The organism is Streptomyces sp. SID14478, assembly GCF_010548525.1.
Taxonomy (GTDB): Bacteria; Actinomycetota; Actinomycetes; order Streptomycetales; family Streptomycetaceae; genus Streptomyces.
In genome coordinates this window covers 1-18215 of record NZ_JAAGMG010000002.1, presented here as the reverse complement: position 1 = coordinate 18215, position 18215 = coordinate 1, and the positions used below count along the sequence as shown (strand labels likewise).

General features: G+C 70.9%; 20 protein-coding genes and 1 pseudogene. 9 read left to right on the top strand and 12 right to left on the bottom strand.

Annotated features, from left to right (window positions below):
- Positions 1 to 11: 11 nt before the first annotated feature.
- Positions 12 to 566, top strand: a complete 555-nt coding sequence (gene ssuE, locus G3I40_RS00220) for an NADPH-dependent FMN reductase (protein ID WP_164300099.1) — start codon at positions 12 to 14, stop codon at positions 564 to 566.
- 24 nt (positions 567 to 590) lie between these two features.
- Here the strand turns inward: ssuE and G3I40_RS00215 are convergent, their stop codons facing one another.
- The gene (locus tag G3I40_RS00215) at positions 591 to 1199 is read right to left on the bottom strand and encodes a YdcF family protein (RefSeq protein WP_164300098.1); all 609 of its coding nucleotides are present in this window, start codon (positions 1197 to 1199) and stop codon (positions 591 to 593) included.
- A 216-nt stretch (positions 1200 to 1415) separates the two neighbouring features.
- On the opposite strand from G3I40_RS00215, the gene G3I40_RS00210 reads away from it, so the two are divergent.
- Positions 1416 to 2678, top strand: coding sequence for a low temperature requirement protein A (locus G3I40_RS00210; RefSeq protein WP_164300097.1), 1263 nt, complete (start codon positions 1416 to 1418; stop codon positions 2676 to 2678).
- A gap of 128 nt (positions 2679 to 2806) precedes the next feature.
- Here the strand turns inward: G3I40_RS00210 and G3I40_RS00205 are convergent, their stop codons facing one another.
- Both G3I40_RS00205 and G3I40_RS00200 read right to left on the bottom strand, forming a co-directional pair.
- Positions 2807 to 3217, bottom strand: a complete 411-nt coding sequence (locus tag G3I40_RS00205; RefSeq protein WP_164300096.1) for a DUF3618 domain-containing protein — start codon at positions 3215 to 3217, stop codon at positions 2807 to 2809.
- Positions 3214 to 3600 (bottom strand): phage holin family protein, encoded by a 387-nt coding sequence (locus G3I40_RS00200; protein WP_164300109.1) that lies wholly within the window; start codon positions 3598 to 3600, stop codon positions 3214 to 3216. Before G3I40_RS00200 ends, G3I40_RS00205 begins: the two co-directional genes overlap by 4 nt.
- A gap of 315 nt (positions 3601 to 3915) precedes the next feature.
- On the opposite strand from G3I40_RS00200, the gene proP reads away from it, so the two are divergent.
- Positions 3916 to 5397 carry a glycine betaine/L-proline transporter ProP gene (proP, locus tag G3I40_RS00195; RefSeq protein ID WP_164300095.1) on the top strand — a complete coding sequence of 494 codons (1482 nt, stop codon included), beginning with the start codon at positions 3916 to 3918 and terminating at the stop codon, positions 5395 to 5397.
- A gap of 19 nt (positions 5398 to 5416) precedes the next feature.
- Here proP and G3I40_RS00190 read toward each other — a convergent pair whose 3' ends face one another.
- Entirely contained in the window at positions 5417 to 6043 is a 627-nt protein-coding gene (locus G3I40_RS00190; RefSeq protein WP_164300094.1) for an ANTAR domain-containing protein, read from the bottom strand.
- A 136-nt stretch (positions 6044 to 6179) separates the two neighbouring features.
- On the opposite strand from G3I40_RS00190, the gene G3I40_RS00185 reads away from it, so the two are divergent.
- The 3 genes from G3I40_RS00185 (at position 6180) to G3I40_RS00175 (ending at position 8375) form a co-directional block, all read left to right on the top strand.
- Positions 6180 to 6548, top strand: a complete 369-nt coding sequence (locus G3I40_RS00185; RefSeq protein ID WP_164300093.1) for a helix-turn-helix domain-containing protein — start codon at positions 6180 to 6182, stop codon at positions 6546 to 6548.
- Positions 6549 to 6716: 168 nt separating this feature from the next.
- Positions 6717 to 7514, top strand: a complete 798-nt coding sequence (locus G3I40_RS00180; RefSeq protein WP_164300092.1) for a SigB/SigF/SigG family RNA polymerase sigma factor — start codon at positions 6717 to 6719, stop codon at positions 7512 to 7514.
- A gap of 78 nt (positions 7515 to 7592) precedes the next feature.
- Positions 7593 to 8375 carry a GAF and ANTAR domain-containing protein gene (locus G3I40_RS00175; RefSeq protein ID WP_343244777.1) on the top strand — a complete coding sequence of 261 codons (783 nt, stop codon included), beginning with the start codon at positions 7593 to 7595 and terminating at the stop codon, positions 8373 to 8375.
- 24 nt (positions 8376 to 8399) lie between these two features.
- On the opposite strand, the gene G3I40_RS00170 is transcribed toward G3I40_RS00175, so the two are convergent.
- The gene (locus G3I40_RS00170; RefSeq protein ID WP_343244779.1) at positions 8400 to 9320 is read right to left on the bottom strand and encodes an SMP-30/gluconolactonase/LRE family protein; all 921 of its coding nucleotides are present in this window, start codon (positions 9318 to 9320) and stop codon (positions 8400 to 8402) included.
- A gap of 291 nt (positions 9321 to 9611) precedes the next feature.
- On the opposite strand from G3I40_RS00170, the gene G3I40_RS00165 reads away from it, so the two are divergent.
- Positions 9612 to 9935, top strand: a complete 324-nt coding sequence (locus G3I40_RS00165) for a DUF5133 domain-containing protein (protein WP_164300090.1) — start codon at positions 9612 to 9614, stop codon at positions 9933 to 9935.
- Positions 9936 to 10448: 513 nt separating this feature from the next.
- On the opposite strand, the gene G3I40_RS00160 is transcribed toward G3I40_RS00165, so the two are convergent.
- Positions 10449 to 10670: a hypothetical protein gene (locus G3I40_RS00160; protein WP_164300083.1), complete on the bottom strand. Its 222-nt coding sequence runs from the start codon at positions 10668 to 10670 to the stop codon at positions 10449 to 10451.
- A 235-nt stretch (positions 10671 to 10905) separates the two neighbouring features.
- Between G3I40_RS00160 and G3I40_RS00155 the strand changes: the two genes are divergently transcribed.
- A complete protein-coding gene (locus G3I40_RS00155; protein ID WP_164300089.1) occupies positions 10906 to 11466 on the top strand; it encodes a DNA starvation/stationary phase protection protein in 561 nt (186 codons plus the stop codon).
- A gap of 169 nt (positions 11467 to 11635) precedes the next feature.
- Here G3I40_RS00155 and G3I40_RS00150 read toward each other — a convergent pair whose 3' ends face one another.
- Both G3I40_RS00150 and G3I40_RS00145 read right to left on the bottom strand, forming a co-directional pair.
- Positions 11636 to 13225, bottom strand: a complete 1590-nt coding sequence (locus G3I40_RS00150; protein ID WP_343244776.1) for a thiamine pyrophosphate-requiring protein — start codon at positions 13223 to 13225, stop codon at positions 11636 to 11638.
- 74 nt (positions 13226 to 13299) lie between these two features.
- Positions 13300 to 13875, bottom strand: coding sequence for a TetR/AcrR family transcriptional regulator (locus G3I40_RS00145; RefSeq protein WP_164300088.1), 576 nt, complete (start codon positions 13873 to 13875; stop codon positions 13300 to 13302).
- Positions 13876 to 13945: 70 nt separating this feature from the next.
- Here G3I40_RS00145 and G3I40_RS00140 point away from each other — a divergent pair, with 70 nt between their 5' ends.
- Positions 13946 to 14839, top strand: a complete 894-nt coding sequence (locus G3I40_RS00140; RefSeq protein ID WP_164300087.1) for an NADP-dependent oxidoreductase — start codon at positions 13946 to 13948, stop codon at positions 14837 to 14839.
- A 22-nt stretch (positions 14840 to 14861) separates the two neighbouring features.
- On the opposite strand, the pseudogene G3I40_RS46780 reads toward G3I40_RS00140, so the two are convergent.
- The 4 genes and pseudogenes from G3I40_RS46780 to G3I40_RS00120 all read right to left on the bottom strand — a co-directional run.
- Positions 14862 to 15134: pseudogene (locus tag G3I40_RS46780) on the bottom strand (DUF664 domain-containing protein); the annotation flags it as partial.
- A gap of 259 nt (positions 15135 to 15393) precedes the next feature.
- The gene (gene arr / locus G3I40_RS00130) at positions 15394 to 15804 is read right to left on the bottom strand and encodes an NAD(+)--rifampin ADP-ribosyltransferase (protein ID WP_164300086.1); all 411 of its coding nucleotides are present in this window, start codon (positions 15802 to 15804) and stop codon (positions 15394 to 15396) included.
- Positions 15805 to 15903: 99 nt separating this feature from the next.
- Positions 15904 to 16260: a VOC family protein gene (locus G3I40_RS00125; RefSeq protein ID WP_164300085.1), complete on the bottom strand. Its 357-nt coding sequence runs from the start codon at positions 16258 to 16260 to the stop codon at positions 15904 to 15906.
- A gap of 159 nt (positions 16261 to 16419) precedes the next feature.
- On the bottom strand, positions 16420 to 18215 hold a 1796-nt coding region (locus G3I40_RS00120; protein WP_164300084.1), incomplete at its 5' end, for a DUF4832 domain-containing protein.

Genomic DNA, 18215 nt, shown 5'->3' with positions numbered 1-18215 from the left:
GGAAGGTTCCCATGGCCGCCATCCTGTCCGTATCCGGAAGCCCCTCAGCCACGTCGCGCACCGGACGCCTGCTGCGTCACGTCGACGCCCGACTCGTCAGCGGCGGCCACCAGGTCAGCACGCTCGACGTCCGCGACCTGCCCGCCGAAGCACTGCTGCGCGCGGACTTCCACCACCCGGCGATCGCCGACGCCGCGGAGCGCTTCCGGCAGGCGGACGGCATCGTGATCGGCACGCCGGTCTACAAGGCCGCCTACAGCGGTCTGCTCAAGGCACTGCTGGACCTGCTCCCGCAGTACGCGCTGGCCGGGAAGACCGTACTGCCGCTGGCCACCGGCGGCAGCACCGCCCACGTCCTGGCCCTCGACTACGCCTTGCGTCCCGTCCTGACCTCGATGGGAGCGGCCCACATCGTTCCGGGCTGGTTCACCCTCGACAAGGACATCACCGTCGACGGCGACCGTACGGTCATCGCCGCGGCGTCCGCCCAGGCCCTGGACCGGACGGCCGAGGTGTTCTCGGCCGCGCTGACCACGGGCGTGGGCGCGCTGGCCGCCACGGCATGACCGGAGCGAGCCCGCACCGGCGGTTCACGCGCAGACCCGCCGCTCGGCGGGCGCGAGGCCGCGCAGTGTCCACAGGCCGTACAGAGCCAGCAGCGGCTTGGCCGCCATCCACTCGCCGGGGCGGTAGTCCCCTGCGCGCACGAGCTTCGCCGCCAGATCGGGGCGCTGCCGGCGCAGGTACGCGCGGGCCTTGAGCGCGTGCGCCGGCTGGGAGGCGATCTTGATGCGATCGACGTCCTCGATCAGGGGGATGACGTTCGTGATGTTCTCCCACGTCGTCGCGCTGCGGTCCTCAAGGAGGACGGTGCCCTCGAACGCGGACACCGACTGCGCGTAGTCGGCCATCAGCCGGGCTTCCGAGACGCTGCCGAGGGGCGCTCCGCCGCTGAAGACCAGGCGCGTGACCCGCGCCTCGTCGGCGGCGACGGAGCGGACTCCCGCGCGTACGCGCCAGCGGTTGACGAGGTTCGCGGTCGGCTGGGGGTTGCGGAAGCCCAGGACGACCACGGCTTCGCAAGCGCCCTCGCCGGTGCCCACAAGGCAGCGCGACCAGCGCCAGTTCACCCACTCGCCCCAGGCGAGGGCCCCGGCCGCCGCGGCCCCCGTCAGCGCCAGTGCGGTCCTTCGTCGCATGCGGCGACTCTAGGACACCGCGGTGGAGGCCGGCGAAGGGCCCGGTGCGCCGAACCAGCGCGTCGCGGCCCGCTGGAACTCCTCGGAACCGGCTACGCGGTCGTCCGCCCGGGCCACGACGCCGTCCGGATCGGTGTGACGCCCACGTGGGGCGGTTGCGGGCCACTTGGCCGCGGCCGGAGAGCGCCGGGAGAAGGGCCCCTTTACGGTGCCGGTGTGGCAGATGCGCAGAGTGACGGGCCGGCGAAGACCCCTGCGGAAGAGCGCCACGCCACCTGGCTGGAGCTCTTCTTCGACCTGATCGCGGTCGCCGGGACCGCACAGCTGGCGCATGTATTGCACGGGGAGCCGAGCTGGGCCGACGTCGGGTTGTTCACCCTGCTCTACCTGGCGTTCTGGACGATCTGGATGTGCTTCACGGTCTACGGCAACGTCGTCGGCGACCGGGCGCGCACCTGGACCATGCTCATCGGCATGCTCGGCATGGTCATCCTGGCCTCGTCCGTGGCAGGGGTGCACGAGGGCGAGCATCTGAAGGTGTTCGCGGTCACCTACGTCGCGCTGCGTTTCGTGGCGAGCGGGGCCTGGCGCCGGGGCGGCCAGATGCTGGTGGACTGGCCCGTCGCGCAGTTCTCCGCAGGCGTGACGCCCTGGATCGTCTCCATCTGGGTGGACGGCCCGGCGCGCTACTGGCTCTGGGCCGCAGGACTGGCCATCGACCTGTGGGCCACGCTCAGCATCTCGGCCCGCAACTTCCAGGAGAACGCCGAGGCCCGACGCGCCGCGGTCCAGCAGCGCGCCGAGCAGCAGGGCAGCCGCGAACGGGACGCCGGGCGGCTCGACTTCACCTTCGCCCACGTCGACCCGGCCCACCTGGGCGAGCGGCTCGGCCTGTTCACCATCATCGTGCTCGGCGAGGGCGTCGCCCAGCTCGTGACGGTCGGCTCCGGCACCCACTGGGACCACACCCTGCGCACGCTCGAACTCGCCGGGTTCCTCCTGCTGGTGTCCATCTGGCGGCTCTCCCTCGTGCACGGCTACGCCGGGGTGCCCAACCTTCGCGAGTCCGTCCTCCCGCCGCGCCTGGTGCTCTTCCTGCACTGCGTCACCAACGGCGCGCTCACCGCCCTGGCCGCCGGCCTCGGCGCGGCGATCGAGCACCGGCACTCAGGCCTGCCGGGCAGCGTGCGCTGGGTGCTGTGCGGGAGCTTCGCCGCGTACGCGGTGATCGGTCTCGTGGGTCCGGCGGTGTCCCAGCGGGCGGCGAAGGCCCCGGTCGGCTGGGACAGGCTGCTCGGCCACCTGCTGCCGCCGCTCGTACTGTCGCTGGCGCTCGGCGTCTTCGGGGCCGCGCTGCCCGCGGTCGCCGTGGTGTGGCTGCTCGTCGCCGCTGCGGGCTGGAGCCTGTGGGGGCACGAGACGAGGTCGAAGCCACGCGCTCGTCCTGCGCGCAGGAGACCTCGGGCGCAACAGGGATAGGGCCTGCGCAGAGCCTCCCGCGGCCGGGCCGGGGGAGGGGCAGCACCGGCCAGAGCAGCCCGCTTCTCTGTGTGCCGGACCCCGCGTCGTGCCGGACCCCGCATCCCCGACGAGTCCGCCGGACAGGCCTAGCGCCGACGCGGCTTGCCGCCCCGGCGGCGCAGCGACAGCCACAGGACGAGCGCACCGGTGGACACGGTCGCGAGCAGGACGGTGCGGTTGTTCTGGGCCGTCCGCGCCCCCTGGGCCGCCCACTGCCGCAGCGGCTCCGGCGTCTGCTGCCGCGCCTGGTGCGCGAGACCGACCGCCCGGGTCCTCGCTTTGCCGGCCGTGGCCGTGGCCTGCGCCTTGAGCGCGTCCGTCCGGTCCGTCGCCTGTTCCTTGAGGTGGGTGGCCTTGTCCTTGGCCCGGGCCTTGACGTCGGCCTTGGCCGCGAGCGCCTCGACGGTGTGTCCCAGCTCGGTACGGGTCTGCTCGATCTGCTCGCGCAGTTCCTCCGGGCTGGAGGCGGTCTGTTCGTCGTGCGGAGGCTGGGTCATCGGCGTGCACTCTCCTTGATCTCGGCCACATCGGCCTTGACGTTCTCGATGGTCTGCGCGGGGGAGGCGGGAGCGGCCTTGCCGAACTGCTTCTTGCCGGAAGCCGTCATCACGGCCGCGATCACGCCCAGCACCCCGGTGACGATCAGCGCGGACGCCCACACCGGCAACACGACGGCGAGGCCCGCGATCGCGGTGGCCACCAGTGCCTGCAGCGCCAGGAATCCGACGATCCCGGCGCCGCCGAACAGACCGCCGCCCTTGCCGTAGCGTTTGCCCTTCTCCGTCATCTCCGCCTGGGCCAGGCGCAGTTCGCCCCGGACCAGCTCGGTCAGCTGGTGCGAGGCCTGCTGGACCAGTTCGCTGACCGGTTGCTGACCGATGTCCCGGTCGCCCCCGGTGGCCTGCGGCTGTGTGTCCGGCACGGCGTCACCTCCTGTGTGTCCGTCGCGGCGCGTCCCGTGACGCGTCGTCGGGACGCCCGGGTACCCGGGACGCAGCGCTCCACCCCGCCTTCGACCCGATGGAACACCTGTGCGCCACAGAGGACTCAGGGCCGTCCCGCGGAGGACTTGGGACACGGCCGGAACGGGACGTTCGGCCCATGATCGGCGTCGTTCGCGCTGGCACTCTCCAGAGGGACCCATCCGTTCCACCGGTTCGCCGCCCCTTCGTACGAGAGAAGCAGCAGGACTCCCGTGAGCGCACCCGAGACCAGCGAGACGAGGGAAGACAGCCTCCCGTCCACGGAGGCCGTCGCCCGTCACCGCGCCCTGTTCCGTGCCGTCCACCGCCGCAAGAACCCCCGTCTGCGGCAGTCCGACATCACGGTCACCACCGACGTACAGGTCAAGCGTGCGGTGAAGGCGACCGCGCTCGGCAACGCCATGGAGTGGTACGACTTCGGCGTCTACGCCTACCTCGCCGTGATCATCGGCAAGGAATTCTTCCCGTCGGGCAACGCCACCGCCCAGACCCTCTCCGCGCTCGCGACGTTCGCCGCGGCCTTCCTCGTACGTCCTCTCGGCGGCATGTTCTTCGGGCCGCTCGGGGACAAGGTGGGGCGCAAGAAGATCCTCGCCATGGCCATGATCATGATGTCGAGCGCGACCCTGGCGATCGGTCTGATCCCCGGCTTCGCGACCATCGGGTTCTGGGCCCCGGTGCTGCTCATCTTCTGCCGCATGGTGCAGGGCTTCTCCACCGGCGGCGAGTACGGCGGCGCCGCGACCTACATCGCCGAGTACGCGCCGGACAAGAGGCGTGGCTTCTGGGGGTCGTTCCTGGAGTTCGGCACGCTGATCGGCTACACGGTCGCCGCGGTGCTGGTGACGGTCCTGACCGCGCTGCTCGGCAGCGACGGCATGCAGTCGTGGGGCTGGCGCGTGCCGTTCATGGTGGCGGCGCCGCTCGGCCTCATCGGCCTGTACCTGCGGATGCGCCTCGACGAGTCGCCGGCGTTCCAGAAGATGGAGGAGGGCGGCGGGGCAGCGGCGGAAGAGCGCGAGAAGAAGTCCTTCAAGGAGTCGCTCGCCGGTCAGTGGCCGGCCCTGCTGCTGTGCATCGCGCTGGTGGCCGCGTTCAACATCACCGACTACATGCTCCTGTCGTACATGCCGACCTACCTCACCCAGCTCGGCTTCGGCGAGACGAGCGGCCTGATGTCGATCGTGGTCGTCATGCTCATCCTGATGGCGCTGATCAATTCCGTGGGGCGCCTGTCGGACCGCGTCGGACGCAAGCCGGTGCTGCTGGCGGGATCGATCGCCTTCTTCGTCCTGGCGCTGCCCGCGTTCCTGCTGATCGGCCGCGGCGGCGTGGTGCCGGTCTTCGCGGGCCTGCTGATACTGGGACTGTCCCTCGTCTGCTACCTGGGCACCATGTCGTCGGCGCTGCCCGCGCTGTTCCCGACCGATGTCCGCTACGGGTCGCTGTCGATCGGGTTCAACATCTCCGTGTCGCTGTTCGGCGGTACGACCCCGCTCGTGGTCGCGGCGCTGATCGGAGCCACCGGTAACAACCTGATGCCGGCCTTCTACACTATGCTCGCCGGCCTGATCGGCATCGTGGCGGTCCTCTGTATGAAGGAGACCGCACGCAAGCCCCTCGACGGCTCGCCGCCCGCGGTGGCGACGGCCGACGAGGCGCGGGAGCTGGTGGAGACGCAGCGCACCGCTTGAGCAGCGCCTTCACCGATTGCTAGTCGGCGAAGGCGGCCACCACCGCGGACAGCGATTCCTGCAGCGCGTCGGGCAGGGGCGTCGTCCCGTGGGTGCACTCGACCAGCTGGCGGGCCACCTCGTGCAGCTTGGTGTTGGTGTGCTGCGAGACGGTGACGAGTGCCTCCCAGGAGTCGTCGGGGCTGAGGCCGAAGGCCGCCACGAGGATGCCGCGTGCCATGTCGATGACGCCCCGGCTGCGCATCGCCCGCCGTAGGTGGGCGAGTTCCAGACGCAGATCCCTCTCCTCCTCGTCGCGCGCCGCGTCCTCCGCCATCACGACGGGGTCGATGCCGGCGGGGTCCGGGTGCCAGGCGCCGAGGCTCAGCAGAATGTTCACCGCCGAACAGCCGCAGGGCTCGACGCCGTCGAGATCCAGGCCGATGGCGCCGTCGGTGCCGCCGAGGGCGGAGCGCAGGGCGCGCCGCAGCGGTTCGTCCGCGTCGCCGTCGAGGTCGAGATCACCGCGCACGCTGACGACGGTCCGGTCGCCCACGGGACGGTGGAACAGCGTCAGACCGGACAGCCGGCGGGTGTCGGGGGGAGTCGCGGTGGCGCCGCAGTTCACGGCCACTGCCGCCTCCTCGGTCCGGACGGGCTCTGGCATGGTCAACTCCCCTGCGCACTCGGGCGGTTCCTCCGCGTCGCACCTAGAATCTCCGCACGACGTACACAGGTCAAGCGATACAGGAAGTCAGGTTCAGGTGTTTCAGAACACGAACTGCCGGGCCTAGGATTCAGTCATGGGTGGAGTTCCAGAACCGCACACAGGATGGACGTTCCTGACGAACCACGCGCGCGTCCTCGCGGCCATCGCCGACGACCAGAATGCGCGCATCCGGGACATCGCCGCGCATTGCAGACTCACCGAGCGGGCCGTGCAGAAGATCATCTCTGATCTGGAGGAGAGCGGCTTCCTGTCCCATACGCGCGAGGGGCGCGGCAACACCTATCGCATCGAGCCGGGCAAGGTCCTTCGCCATCCGGCCGAGGCCGAGGCCGGGCTGACCGTCGCCTCGCTGCTCGGCCTCCTGGCGCAGGATGAGGCGCACCGCGCGAACGCCCGGTACGCCGACGGCGTCCCCGCGGGGGAGCCGCACCCCGCGGAGTAGGACGTCGTCCCGCCGACAGCCGCTGTTTGCTCCCGGGAGTGAGGGGCAGGCGGAGTGCAGTGCTTGGGACCACAGGCGCTCTGCCAGGAGCACCGGACCACCCCGAACGGGGTGTCGACCGGCTCCTGGTCATCCTTGCCGACTGCAACGATGAGGGAGCGAACCCTTATGTCCACACACCACTCGCACCACGATGCCCCCGAGACCCAGAACACCTTCGTGCTGCTGTCCGGGACGCCCGAGGGGCGCGAGCGCGACCTGCTGGTCGAGGAACTGGTCGAGGCCTGGCTGCCGATGGCACACCGTCTCGCGCTCAAGTACCGCAACAAGGGCGAGAGCACGGACGACCTGAAGCAGGTCGCGGCCCTGGGCCTGGTGAAGGCGGTGGAGCGCTACGAGCCGGGGCGCGGGGCGTTCGAGTCGTACGCGGTGCCCACCGTCACGGGCGAACTGCGCCGCCACTTCCGGGACCACACCTGGGACGTGCGGGTGCCCCGTCGGGTGCAGGACCTGCGCAACAAGGTCCGCGTGGCCCGCCGGGAACTGCTCGACCAGCCGGGCCACGCCAGTGAGCCCAACGACGAGGACATCGCCGTACAGGCCGACCTGACCCTGGACGAGGTGCACGACGGCCAGGAGGCGATGGAGAGCTACAACAGCCTGTCCCTGGAGGCCGAACTCGGCACCTCCGCCGACGGGTTCAGCCTCGCCGACACCCTGGGCCGGCGGGAGAAGGCCTACGACCTGGTCACCGACCGGGAAGCCGCCAAGGAAGGCCTGCGCAGCCTCCCGGAACGCGAGCGCGAGATCCTCTATCTGCGCTACTTCGAGGACATGACCCAGGCCGGCATCGCGGAGCGGGTCGGGTGCTCGCAGATGCACGTCTCCCGCCTCATCACGAAGAGCTGCGAGCGGGTCCGCGCGGGCGCCGTCCACGGTGGTGAGGAGCACCGGCCCGCGGCCTGAGCGAGGGGCGCGGTCGGCGGACCGCACTGCCGTTTGTCGACATCGCGTGCGAAGGCCGCCGGTCCTTCGGTTTGCCTCGTGTGCGAGTGGAAACCCGCGCGAAAAGGCGCGAGACGAAGGCGGTGCGGATCCGTGGTGGACCGGGACGATGTGGAGAGGTTGGTTCTCGATGCCACGTACGGAGATCCGGCCACGCTTCCCGATCGGCTGTGCGAGGCCCTACGGGTGAGTGCCTCCATGGACGCGGCGACACTGTCGCTGTTCACGGACACGCCCCACCGCCAACTCCTCTGCGCGACCAGCGATGCGGCGCTGCGCCTGGAAAGGCTGCAATTCGGGCTGGGGGAGGGGCCCTGCGTCACCGCCGCCCGGGAAGGGGCCCAGGTGATCGTCGGCGACCTGCGCCACGACCTGTCCGCGTGGCCGCTGTTCGGTCCCTGCGCACAGGAGCAGCTCACCGACGTCGGTGCGATCTACGCCTTCCCCCTCTTCAGCGACACCGGGAGCACCCTCGGCACCGCTGACCTGCTGTGCCACCGGCCGCTCGCTCCGGACCCGGACGCCGTGGAGGCGGCCGCCCTCGCGGTCCGGGCCGCGAGCGGAGCACTGATGCGGACCTTCCGCGAGACGGTCGTCGAGGGGAGCAGCGACCTGCCGCCCTGGGAGCCGGAGGACATCCTGGACTCGTACTGGGGCCTGACGCACATAGCCGTCAGCGCCACTGCCGGCGCGCTGGGCATCACGGACGACGAGGCCCTGGCACGCCTGCGCGCTCGCGCGTTCGGTACCGGCCGCTCCCTGCCCGACGTCGCCAACGACGTCATCGCCGATCCCGTCGGCTGGGAGAAGGACGCCCGATGAGGGCACGGGCGCCCGCGCGTCGCCTCAGTGGGCCGGCGCCTCGCACACGGTCAGTGAGTTCTCCTCCAGGCTGCCGAGGACGAGTCCGTGCGGAGTCCGGACCGCGCTGGTGATCATGCGGCAGGCCTTTCCGGTGCGTCGCAGGTCGTGCCGGATCTCTCCGTCGGTGCCGAGCGCCAGGATGCGGGCCACACGCGGGGGTCGTACGCGCACGGCCTGCGCCGCGCGGGCGCCGAGCCGGCGCACGGTGGGCCCGGTGCGCTGCACCGTCTCCAGCAGTGCGTTCACCGGGGCGGCGAGCGCCACCCACACGGTGCCGTCCTCGCTCAGCGTCAGATTGTCCGGGTAGCCGGGCAACTCGTCCGCCAGTACGTCGAGTTGCCCGGCCTTGGGGCCGGTCAGCCAGTGCCGCAGGAGACGGCGGGTGCCGGTCTCGGCGACGACGAGGTGGGAGGCGTCCGGGGCCAGCACCACGCCGTTGGCGAACTCCAGCCCGTCGGCGAGCACTTCGGCGCGGCCGTCGGGCTCCACACGCAGCAGGCGGCCGGAGGCCGTGCGCTCGGCCAGGTCCTGGCGCCAGTGAGAGAGCGGATAGCGGCTGCTGGAGGAAGTGAAGAAGACCGTGCCGTCGCGGCCCGCCGTCACGTTGCTGCACACCCCGACAGGCGCCGCCTCCACGCGGTCGACCAGGACGTCGAGGGCGCGCGTCCGCGGGTCGAACCGCAGCAGACCGCGTCGCGCGTCGCAGATCAGGATCCTGCCGTCGTCGAGCGTGGTGAGCCCCAGCGGACGGCCGCCGGTATTGACCAATTCCTCGACGACGGCCGGAGTCACCGACAGGTCCACCCGCAGGATCCGGCCGTCGGCCACGCCGGTCAGGACACGCCCTTGCCCGTCCGTGGTCACGTGCTCCGGTCCGGGACCGATCGGAACTTGCCGTTGCACGATCAACAGAGCCACAAGAACCTCCCGGGACGGCCGCTGCGCCCAACAGTGTCAGACGCGGCGCGCCGGGTCACGACCGAGGTCGTCGCGCGCGGGTGGCGCGCGGTGGTCATCGCGTCGTCGCGGTGCCGGCCGGCGTCCTGCCGACGGGGCGGGCCCGGACATGGCGCCGGCCGGGCCGCGCGAACGTATGCGCGTGATGTGACGTTTGAACACCGCAGACGGGGCAAACGGACTACTGCCACCCACTGCCTGCGTCACGTACGCACCCGGTCAGTCCGAGGAGCCTCAGTGTTGCTTCCCACCGCCCACGACGTGCGCGTCGCCCTCGCGCGCTTCGCCGATGCCGTCGTCACCGACGAGCGCTGCCCCACCACAGAGAGCGCACGTGCCCGTGAGAACGCCGCATACACGCTGTGTGTGATGACAGGCACCACCGAAGCGACGCAGGCGGTCGCCGCCGCGGACGAGATCCTGCGCCTGCGGGCACAGAACGCTCCGGAGCCCGTACGGGACCGCTCGCGTGTGGCAGCCATGCCCACGCCGGCGGAGGTACCCCTCGCGACGGCCCCGGCCGCGGCGCCCTCCGCGGAAGGAATCACCGAAGCGGCCTGATCGCTGAACTGCCGGGCACACACGCCGGGTTGAGGCGTCCGTGCCATCCAAGGCCCTGTGACCTGCGAGACCGAAGAGAACCTGCATACGCGAGGTTCTCCGTCGGCCCGGTCCTCCGCGATCTCCACGGCTTGCTCTCGTTCGCCCGGCTCACGCCCCTGGAATGGACACTGCCCTGGCGGCACCGTTCCTGAACAGGGGCGTGAGCCGCGCGAGTTGAGCGTGCCGGTCCCCGCTCGCGTGGTAACCGGTGTCGCCCTGCCGATGAGGTGCGGGGTGGCGGTGCTGGGGGAGCGGCCCTCATAGGGGGCCGACTCGGATCGCGACCGCATCGCCGTGGCCACAGTGCTGCTGAGCCTGGGTGGGGGCGGCCGTCGGCGCCCCAGGCGCCGGCAGGCGGCTGGACAGTGACTTCCGTGTGCCGCCTGCCGACGGCCTCCGCGCGGTCAGACGGGGGGCGTGATGACCGCGCGGAGGCCGAGTGCCCGTAGCCGACCGGACCACACATGCCGATTACCCCTTGGCCGCGTCGCTCCCCGGCACCTTGACGATGCGGTCGCCGACCGCCAGCGACTTCCACAGTCGGCGGTCGACGCGCACTTTCCTGGTCTGTCCGTCGGCGCACCGGACCTGGACGAAGTGGTACATGTTCGCGCCGTCGAGCATGCCTCGCGACGTGTCCTCGACGACGCCTTCCCAGGCGTCGTTCTTCTTGGGCTTGCGAGATGTGAACATGGCGCAATTCTACGAAGCGGTGCACGAGGGGGGCAGGGCCGCGAAACACCTCTGCGGCAGTACAGGCGTCGCACGGTCGGCATGACAAATGTCCTGAACAACACAGTGGTCAGGACCGCCACCGGATGAATGAGCGGCCTGCGACGGGGAACTCCTCGCGAAGGTGATCGCTGAAGCCTCGGACCACGGCGGCACGCGGCGGTCACCGCAACGCACTCACGACAGGAGACGATCCATGACCTCCCACAACGCCCCGCACTACACCGTCCCCGGCATCACCGTGGACGAGGCAGGCTCCGTCATCACGCTCCTGCAGCAGCGCCTGCACGCCCTGAACGACCTGCACCTCACCCTCAAGCACGTGCACTGGAACGTCGTCGGCCCGCACTTCATCGCCGTGCACCAGATGCTCGACCCTCAGGTCGATCGCGTACGCGACATGGCCGACGACGCGGCCGAGCGCCTGGCCGCCCTCGGCGGCGTCGCCCAGGGCACACCGGGCGCCCTGGTCAAGGCACGCTCGTGGGAGGACTACAGCGTGGGGCGCGCGGATGCCATCGCCCACCTGGGCGCCCTCGACCTGGTCTACACCGGTGTCATCGAGGACCTGCGCTCCGCCATCAAGACCATCGGCGAGATCGACCCCGCGACGGAGGATCTGCTCATCGGGCAGCTTCGTGACCTGGAGCAGTTCCAGTGGTTCGTCCGCGCGCACCTGGAGACGGCGGGCGGGACGCTCGCCAACGCGGGTGCCGAGACCGAGGCGGAGGCCGCGGACAAGTCGTCGCTTGGATGACGGGCCGAGCGGTCGACGCCAGGAGCCGACCGTTGCCGTCCTGCGGGTCAGCAGGCGGGCAACGGTCGGCTCTCGGCGTCGCGGGTACCACGAGGAGCGGCGGTTACGAGGAACGGGTCGGTCCGTGCAGGCGCGGCCCGCACCTCCACGGACCGTCGCTCACCCTCGCTCACCCCTCGTCGGTGCGGTGCCGGCCGCCGGGCAGCGTGTCCTGCACCTTGGCCTTGAGGCCCTGCTCGATCATGGATGCGCGGTCGCTGTCGCCGTGCAGGACGGCGGAGGCGGCGGCCTCGATCTGGTCGAGAGAGGCGTGCGGCGGGATCGGCGGGAAGGCTGGGTCGGTGCGGAAGTCGATGACGAAGGGGCGGTCGGCGGCGAGCGCCTGGTCCCATGCCGCCTCGACGTGCTTGGGCTCCTCCACGCGTACGCCGTCCAGACCGATGGCCCGCGCGAGGTCGGCGTAGGGCAGGTCGGGGATGAACTGGGACGCCTCGAACTGCGGGGCGCCGGACATGGCCCGCATCTCCCAGGTCACCTGGTTGAGATCACCGTTGTTCAGGACGGCCACGACGAGGCGCGGATCGGACCACTCGTGGTGGTACTTGGCCGCGGTGACCAGTTCCATCATCCCGTTCATCTGCATCGCGCCGTCGCCGGCCAGGGCGATCGCGGGCCGGTCCGGGTGGGCGAACTTCGCGCCGATCGCGTACGGGACGCCGGGCCCCATGCTGGCGAGGGTGCCCGACAGCGAGCCGCGCATCCGTCCGCGCAGCCCCAGGTGACGGGCGTACCAGTTGGCGGCGGAGCCGGAGCCGGAGCCGGAGTCGGCGGCGAGGATCACGTTGTCCGGCAGCTTGCCGTCCAGCACGTGCACCACGTACTCGGGGTTGAGCGGATCGGCGTCCACGGCGGCCCTGCGCTCCATGATCTGCCACCAGCGGGCGACGTTCTTCTCCACCTGCTGCTGCCAGGACCGGTTCTCGTACCGGTGCAGCAGGGGCAGCAGTCGGCGCAGGGTTTCTCGGGCGTCGCCGACCAGGTTGATCTCGACGGGGTAGCGCAGGCCGATCATGTGCGGGTCGATGTCGATCTGCACGGCCCGCGCCTGGTCGAGCTCCGGCATGAACTGCGTGTAGGGGAAGCTGGATCCGATCATCAGCAGGGTGTCGCAGCCCTGCATCAACTCGTAGGAGGGGCGGGTGCCGAGCAGGCCGATCGACCCGGTCACGTAGGGCAGGTCGTCGGGGAGGGCGTCCTTGCCGAGCAGCGCCTTGGCCACGCCGGCGCCGAGCACGTCCGCGAGTTGCTCGACCTCGGCGCGGGCGCCGCGCGCGCCCTGGCCGATGAGGACGGCGACCTTGTCGCCGGCGTTGAGGATTTCGGCCGCCCGCTGAAGGTCTTCCTCCGCGGGCGCGGGGGCCCAGCGGCCGAGACCGAGACTGGAGGGCACCATCTTGAAGGCGTGCTCGGGCGGGCTGTAGTCCAGTTCCTGGACGTCGGCGGGGAGGATGACCGCGGTGACGGTGCGCCGGGCGTACGCGGTGCGGAAGGCGCGGTCGATCAGGTTCGGCAGCTGCTCGGGCACGGTGGCCGTCTCGCAGAAGTCCGAGGCCACGTCCTTGTAGAGGCTCGCCAGGTCGACTTCCTGTTGGTAAGAGCCGCCCATCGCCGTGCGGCTGGTCTGGCCGACGAGGGCCACCACCGGGACGCGGTCGAGCGCCTTCGAGTCCTCCGCCGCCGATCTCGTCCCCGACGACACCAACGCCACCTGGGACGTCTTCGTACGGACCTTGCCGCCTGCCCCCTGATCTCCCCGTAGGCGGTCGCCCCGGTTCAGGGCGCGGTCGCTTCCCAGGCCGCATCGATCATCCGGAAGACCTCGTCCACCGTGGCGCCCGGATCCTCCGCCCGGCAGGCCAGCGCGTAGGCGTCGATGACGAACCGCGCGGTGGCCCGGCAGGCCGTCGTGCTCCGGCCCAGACGGGTATCGGCGGCCAGTGCCGCGGCGAGCGCCTGCGCATGACGCAGGCTCATCGATTCCTCGTACTCCTGCAGGGCGGCGGACTCCTCGATCATGCGCCGGACGGGGGCGCTGCCCTGCGCCGTGCAGTGCCGTACCAAGAACTGGACCTCGCGGTGCAGCGCCGGGACGAGCGGTTCGTGCGCGGGCCGCTCGGCCACCGCCCGCGTGAGCCGCTGCTCGAAGTCCTGGTCGCGCTCGTAGACCAGGGCCTCCTTCGACGCGAAGTGGGCGAAGACGGTGGTGACGGCCACGTCGGCCTCGGCCGCCACGTCACGGATGCCCACGGCGTCGTACCCACGATCGAGGAAGAGGCGCAGCGCGGTGTCAGCGATCCTCTGGCGGGTCGCGGCCTTCTTGCGTTCGCGGCGTCCGGACGGCTCAGTCATGCCCTGAAGCTACCAGGTAGGAATTCCTAACCGTTGTGAAACACTAACCGTTAGGGCTATCTTCGGCCGCATGAGGAAAATCAGCTTCGCCGAGTTCGGCGGTCCCGAGGTCCTGCGCCTGGTGGAAGCCGAGGAGCCCCACGCGGGCCCTGACCGGATACGTATCGCCGTGCGGGCGGCGGGGGTCAACCCCGTCGACTGGAGGATTCGGGAGGGCCAGGTACTGGGAGCCCATCCCGTCTCCCTGCCCGCGGGCGTCGGACTGGACGCCGCCGGGGTGGTGGACGAGGTCGGCGCGGGCGTCGAAGGGATCGAGGTCGGGGACCGCGTGTTCGGCGAAGGCATCGACACGTACGCCGAGTTCGCCGTGTTGTCGGCCTGGGCCCGGATGCCCGACGGACTGACCTTCGAGGAGGCGGCCGGGTACCCGTCGGTGGTGGAGACCGCACTGCGCGTCCTGCGGGAGGTCGGCGTGCGGCCCGGGCAGACGCTGCTGGTCAGCGGGGCGTCCGGCGGCGTCGGGTCGGCGGTGCTGCAGATCGCCCGCGTGCGCGGCATCGCGGTGATCGGCACGGCCGGGGCCGCCAACCAGGACTATCTGCGCAGCCTCGGCGCCCTCGCCACGACCTACGACAAGGGCTGGGTCGAGCGGGTGCGTCACCTGGGCCGGGTCGACGCGGCTCTCGACCTGGCGGGCTCCGGGGTGATCAGCGAACTCGTCGGGCTGACCGGGGACCCGCGCAAGGTCGTCTCGATCGCCGACCTCGGGGCGCCGCGATGGGGCGTCCGGTTCTCCGGTGCGGCCGGGGACGTGCGGGACGCGCTCGCCGAGGCCGTCGCCCTCATCTCCCGGGGCACTCTCCACATCCCGGTCGAGAAGTCGTACGCACTTTCCGAGGCGGCGGCCGCACACACGGACAGCCGCGCCGGTCACACCCGGGGGCGCCGCGTCCTGGTCGTCTGAGACACGATCCGGACGGCGCCCGGTCGACGGTCGTGCCGTCGAGCATCTCGCGCAGGGTGTCCAGGTGACCGTTGTGGCGGGCGGTCTCCTCGGTGAGGTGGAGGAGGATCCAGCGCAGGTCGACACGGAGACCATCGCGGACGGTTCGCCGGGCCTGCGCGTCCAGGGCGCTCCCGGCGACCAACTCGCGGTAACAGGTGCTCTGTTCGGCGCAATCGTCGAGCAGGTGCGGGAGCGGGAAGTCGACGGCGATGCGCATCTCGCGGTCGGGACCGTCCTCGGTCCAGGGTCCTCGCAAGCCGGTTCACCGTCGGCCACGTTCCTGGGGAGCAGCCGCCTCCCCCCGGGCCGGAAGGTCCTTGACGTGATCTTGCGGTGAGCCGGTCGGCGGGTCCGATCCCCGAGGTGCAGCTACGCCGCAGCGGCGCGTTCCGGCTTCGACGACTCTTCGGCGGTACGCGTCGATGCGCGTGATCGGCGGCTTCCCGTTCGGCGTCCGCTCACGGGCTGCTCGGGCCCGCACTTCGCCGGCTGTCGGGACGGCCGGGCGGGTTCTAGTTGATGATCTCGGCGCGGTCGTCCACGCGGATCGCTGCCAGCCGGTCCCGCCACATCTGGAGCGCTTCGGGTGTCAGCCGCGTCCAGTCGGTGACCTCGCCGACGATCCGGAGCGGTTCCCGGCTGCGGTAGGAGCGTGTGGGGTTGCCGGGGAACTTCTTGTCGGTGACGTTCGGGTCGTTCTCGAACTCCCCGGCCGGTTCCACGACGTACACCCGCGGGGCCCCGTCACCTGCGGCGAGTTCGGCAGCGAGGCCCGCACCGTCGCGCAACGCGGTGAAGTAGATGTGGTTCATCACGATCTCGGGCCGGTAGTTGGAACGGAAACCGGCGGTGAGGTGCTCTCCGACCTGCAGCTCGGCCTTCGTGCCGTGATAGAAGGGCCCCTCGTCCAACACTTCGCTCATCGCGGCAGATTACCAAGCCGCCCGACGGAGTGCCGGTGGGCATCGCCTCCAGGACTGCGGGGGCCGGCGCCGCGCCCGGGTCGCCCCTGAGAGAGGGGCCTATGCAGCGGGCTGCCAGAGCTCGATGCGGTTGCCCTCGGGGTCGATGACCCAGCCGAAGCGGCCCACGCCTTCGAGATCCTGCGTCTCGGACACGACGTCGGCGCCGAGGGCGCGGAGCTGCGCGAGCATGGCGTCCAGGTCACGGACGCGGAAGTTGAGCATGGTCTGCTGCGTGCGCGCGCCGAAATAGTCGGTGTCGTGGTCGAAGGGGGCGAAGACGGTCGGGCCCGCCAACTGGTGCCAGAGGCCGTTGTCATCGGTGTCGAGGCCGAGACCCTCCCGGTACCAGGAGCTCAGCGCCGCCGGGTCCCTGGCGCGAAGGAAGTATCCACCGATGCCCACCACACGTTCCATGGCGCGATCGTCCCACGGTGTCCCCGGCGCTGCTCGGCCGATGCGCGGGCCGGGCCCCCGAACGGCAGGGTGCCTGCACCGCCGCTGTACGTCGCGGTACGGGGAAGCCGGCCGTGCTGTCGGGCTCGGGGAGGGACAGCACGGCCGGCGGGAGGTGATCTATGTGGTCAGGCGGTCGATGTCGGGAGCCCAGTCGCCGGGGTTCGCGATCGTGACGGTGTTGTCCGTGCCGGGGGCCAGGGTGAGATGCACGGTGGTGGTGCCCGGGGTGGTCCAGTCGGCGGTGGGGGCGAAGGCGACCGTCTGCGCGGGGGCCGAGTTCGCCGTGACCGTGGCGGAGCGGGCGACGGCGCTCGCGTAGTGAAGGGTCACCGTCTTGGTGCCGCCGTTGCCGCCGTCGACGTGACGGAAGGTCAGAGCGGCGCCGTTGCCGAGATAGCCCACCTTCTTGCCGCCGGAACAGCCCGGGCAGTCGGCGACGGCCGCGGTGCCGGTGAGGGTGTTGCCGCCGTCCTCCGCCTCGTACGAGCCGGGAGTGGTGGAGCCTCCCGGGCCCACTGCCATGGCGCCGAGGCCGAGCCAGCCGTCACCACCCTGCGTCGCGTTGGCGAAGCGCAGCTGCTTCGCCCGGGAGCTGACGTCCTCCAGCGGATTCCTGGCCTTCATGACGAGCTGGTAGTCGCCCTGCGTGACGCCGGACAGGTCGATGCCGGAGTCGAAGTACTGGGCGTAGCCGTAGTCGAGATAAGTGGGGTCCTGGCCGGCCCCCCAGTCGGGGAAGGCGCGGATCTTCTTCGGCATGACCTTGCGCAGGTCCCAGGAGGTGTCCCAGGTCTTGACGACCTTCCCGGAGGAGTCCTTCAGGCCGAGGCTGACCTTCCAGGGGTAGTAGAAGGGCGCCACACCGTCGTTGCTGATCTGTACGCCGACCTTCGTGGTGCCTTGAGCGGTGTCGTGGAAGTAGGCCTTGTCGACGCCCAGGTCGTAGCCCATCGTCCGGACCGCGGCCCCCACGCCGACGTTGTCGGCGGAGTACCCGGCACTGCCCTCGTTGATCTTCCAGGTGGTGTGCTCGAGCTCGATGCACGCCTTCATGTCGTCGACGGCCCCGGAGCCGCCGGGCCAGTAGTCGAAGGCGCTGGACTGGATCTCGGGGCGGACCTCGCCGCCCATGGAGGCGGTGATCCAACGGTTCTCCACACCGTGTTCCAGGGCCTTTTGGAGCTGCGAGTAGGAGGCCCCGCCCATGGACGCGGGCAGGGTGACGCCCGCCAGGGGGCTGCCTTCGCGGTAGCAGAAGGAGTCGTCGTGGTAGCCGACGGCGGGCAGCGTGTCGGCGGCGCCGCCCGCCGCCGCGGCGTAGCGCACCTCGACCTTCGTGTGGGTGAAGGCGCTGTTGTACGCGTCGATGAGCTCGGCGCCGTGGGCGTCGGTGGGCATGTAGTCGGGGTACGAGTCGCTGGACGTGTCGGTGTCGTAGGGCCAGGTGTGCCACTCGCCCCACAGTCCGACCAGGCCCATGTGCAGGAAGCCGATCCGCGGGTCGCCGTCGTAGCGGGCGCCGAAGGCGGCGATGAAGTCCTTCACGGAGTCCAGCAGGTAGGGACTGTCGTAGTCGGGGCTGGTGGTGTTCCAGTAGGCGTTCGTGCGGTTGTCGACGTGCCCGGCGAAGCATGCGGGGATCGCGTTCGCCGGGTGGCTGCCCGTGCCGCCCGGGTACTCCATGTAGAAGCGGACGGCGGCCTGGTTGCCGTAGGAGGCGATCTCGTCGAGCGCCTTGTCGAGGACGCTCCAGTCGTAGTGCCCGCAGTCCGACGCGTCGTTCATGACCTCCGACAGGCCGAAGTAGCTCCAGGTCAAGGAGTGCGGATAGCCCGTGTTCTCGTCGGCCCCCGGCTGGTAGAAGCGCGCGAATCCCTTGAGCGGGTTGTCCAGCGGCGCATCGGCGCGGGTCA

Coding starts and splice junctions, on each gene's coding strand:
- G3I40_RS00180 (WP_164300092.1), top strand. CDS start 6,717: ATGTCCACACACCACTCGCACCACGATGCCCCCGAGACCCAGAACACC.
- G3I40_RS00190 (WP_164300094.1), bottom strand. CDS start 6,043: ATGCCAGAGCCCGTCCGGACCGAGGAGGCGGCAGTGGCCGTGAACTGC.
- G3I40_RS00215 (WP_164300098.1), bottom strand. CDS start 1,199: ATGCGACGAAGGACCGCACTGGCGCTGACGGGGGCCGCGGCGGCCGGG.
- G3I40_RS00155 (WP_164300089.1), top strand. CDS start 10,906: ATGACCTCCCACAACGCCCCGCACTACACCGTCCCCGGCATCACCGTG.
- G3I40_RS00160 (WP_164300083.1), bottom strand. CDS start 10,670: ATGTTCACATCTCGCAAGCCCAAGAAGAACGACGCCTGGGAAGGCGTC.
- G3I40_RS00205 (WP_164300096.1), bottom strand. CDS start 3,217: ATGACCCAGCCTCCGCACGACGAACAGACCGCCTCCAGCCCGGAGGAA.
- G3I40_RS00185 (WP_164300093.1), top strand. CDS start 6,180: ATGGGTGGAGTTCCAGAACCGCACACAGGATGGACGTTCCTGACGAAC.
- G3I40_RS00125 (WP_164300085.1), bottom strand. CDS start 16,260: ATGGAACGTGTGGTGGGCATCGGTGGATACTTCCTTCGCGCCAGGGAC.
- ssuE (WP_164300099.1), top strand. CDS start 12: ATGGCCGCCATCCTGTCCGTATCCGGAAGCCCCTCAGCCACGTCGCGC.
- G3I40_RS00140 (WP_164300087.1), top strand. CDS start 13,946: ATGAGGAAAATCAGCTTCGCCGAGTTCGGCGGTCCCGAGGTCCTGCGC.
- G3I40_RS00145 (WP_164300088.1), bottom strand. CDS start 13,875: ATGACTGAGCCGTCCGGACGCCGCGAACGCAAGAAGGCCGCGACCCGC.
- arr (WP_164300086.1), bottom strand. CDS start 15,804: ATGAGCGAAGTGTTGGACGAGGGGCCCTTCTATCACGGCACGAAGGCC.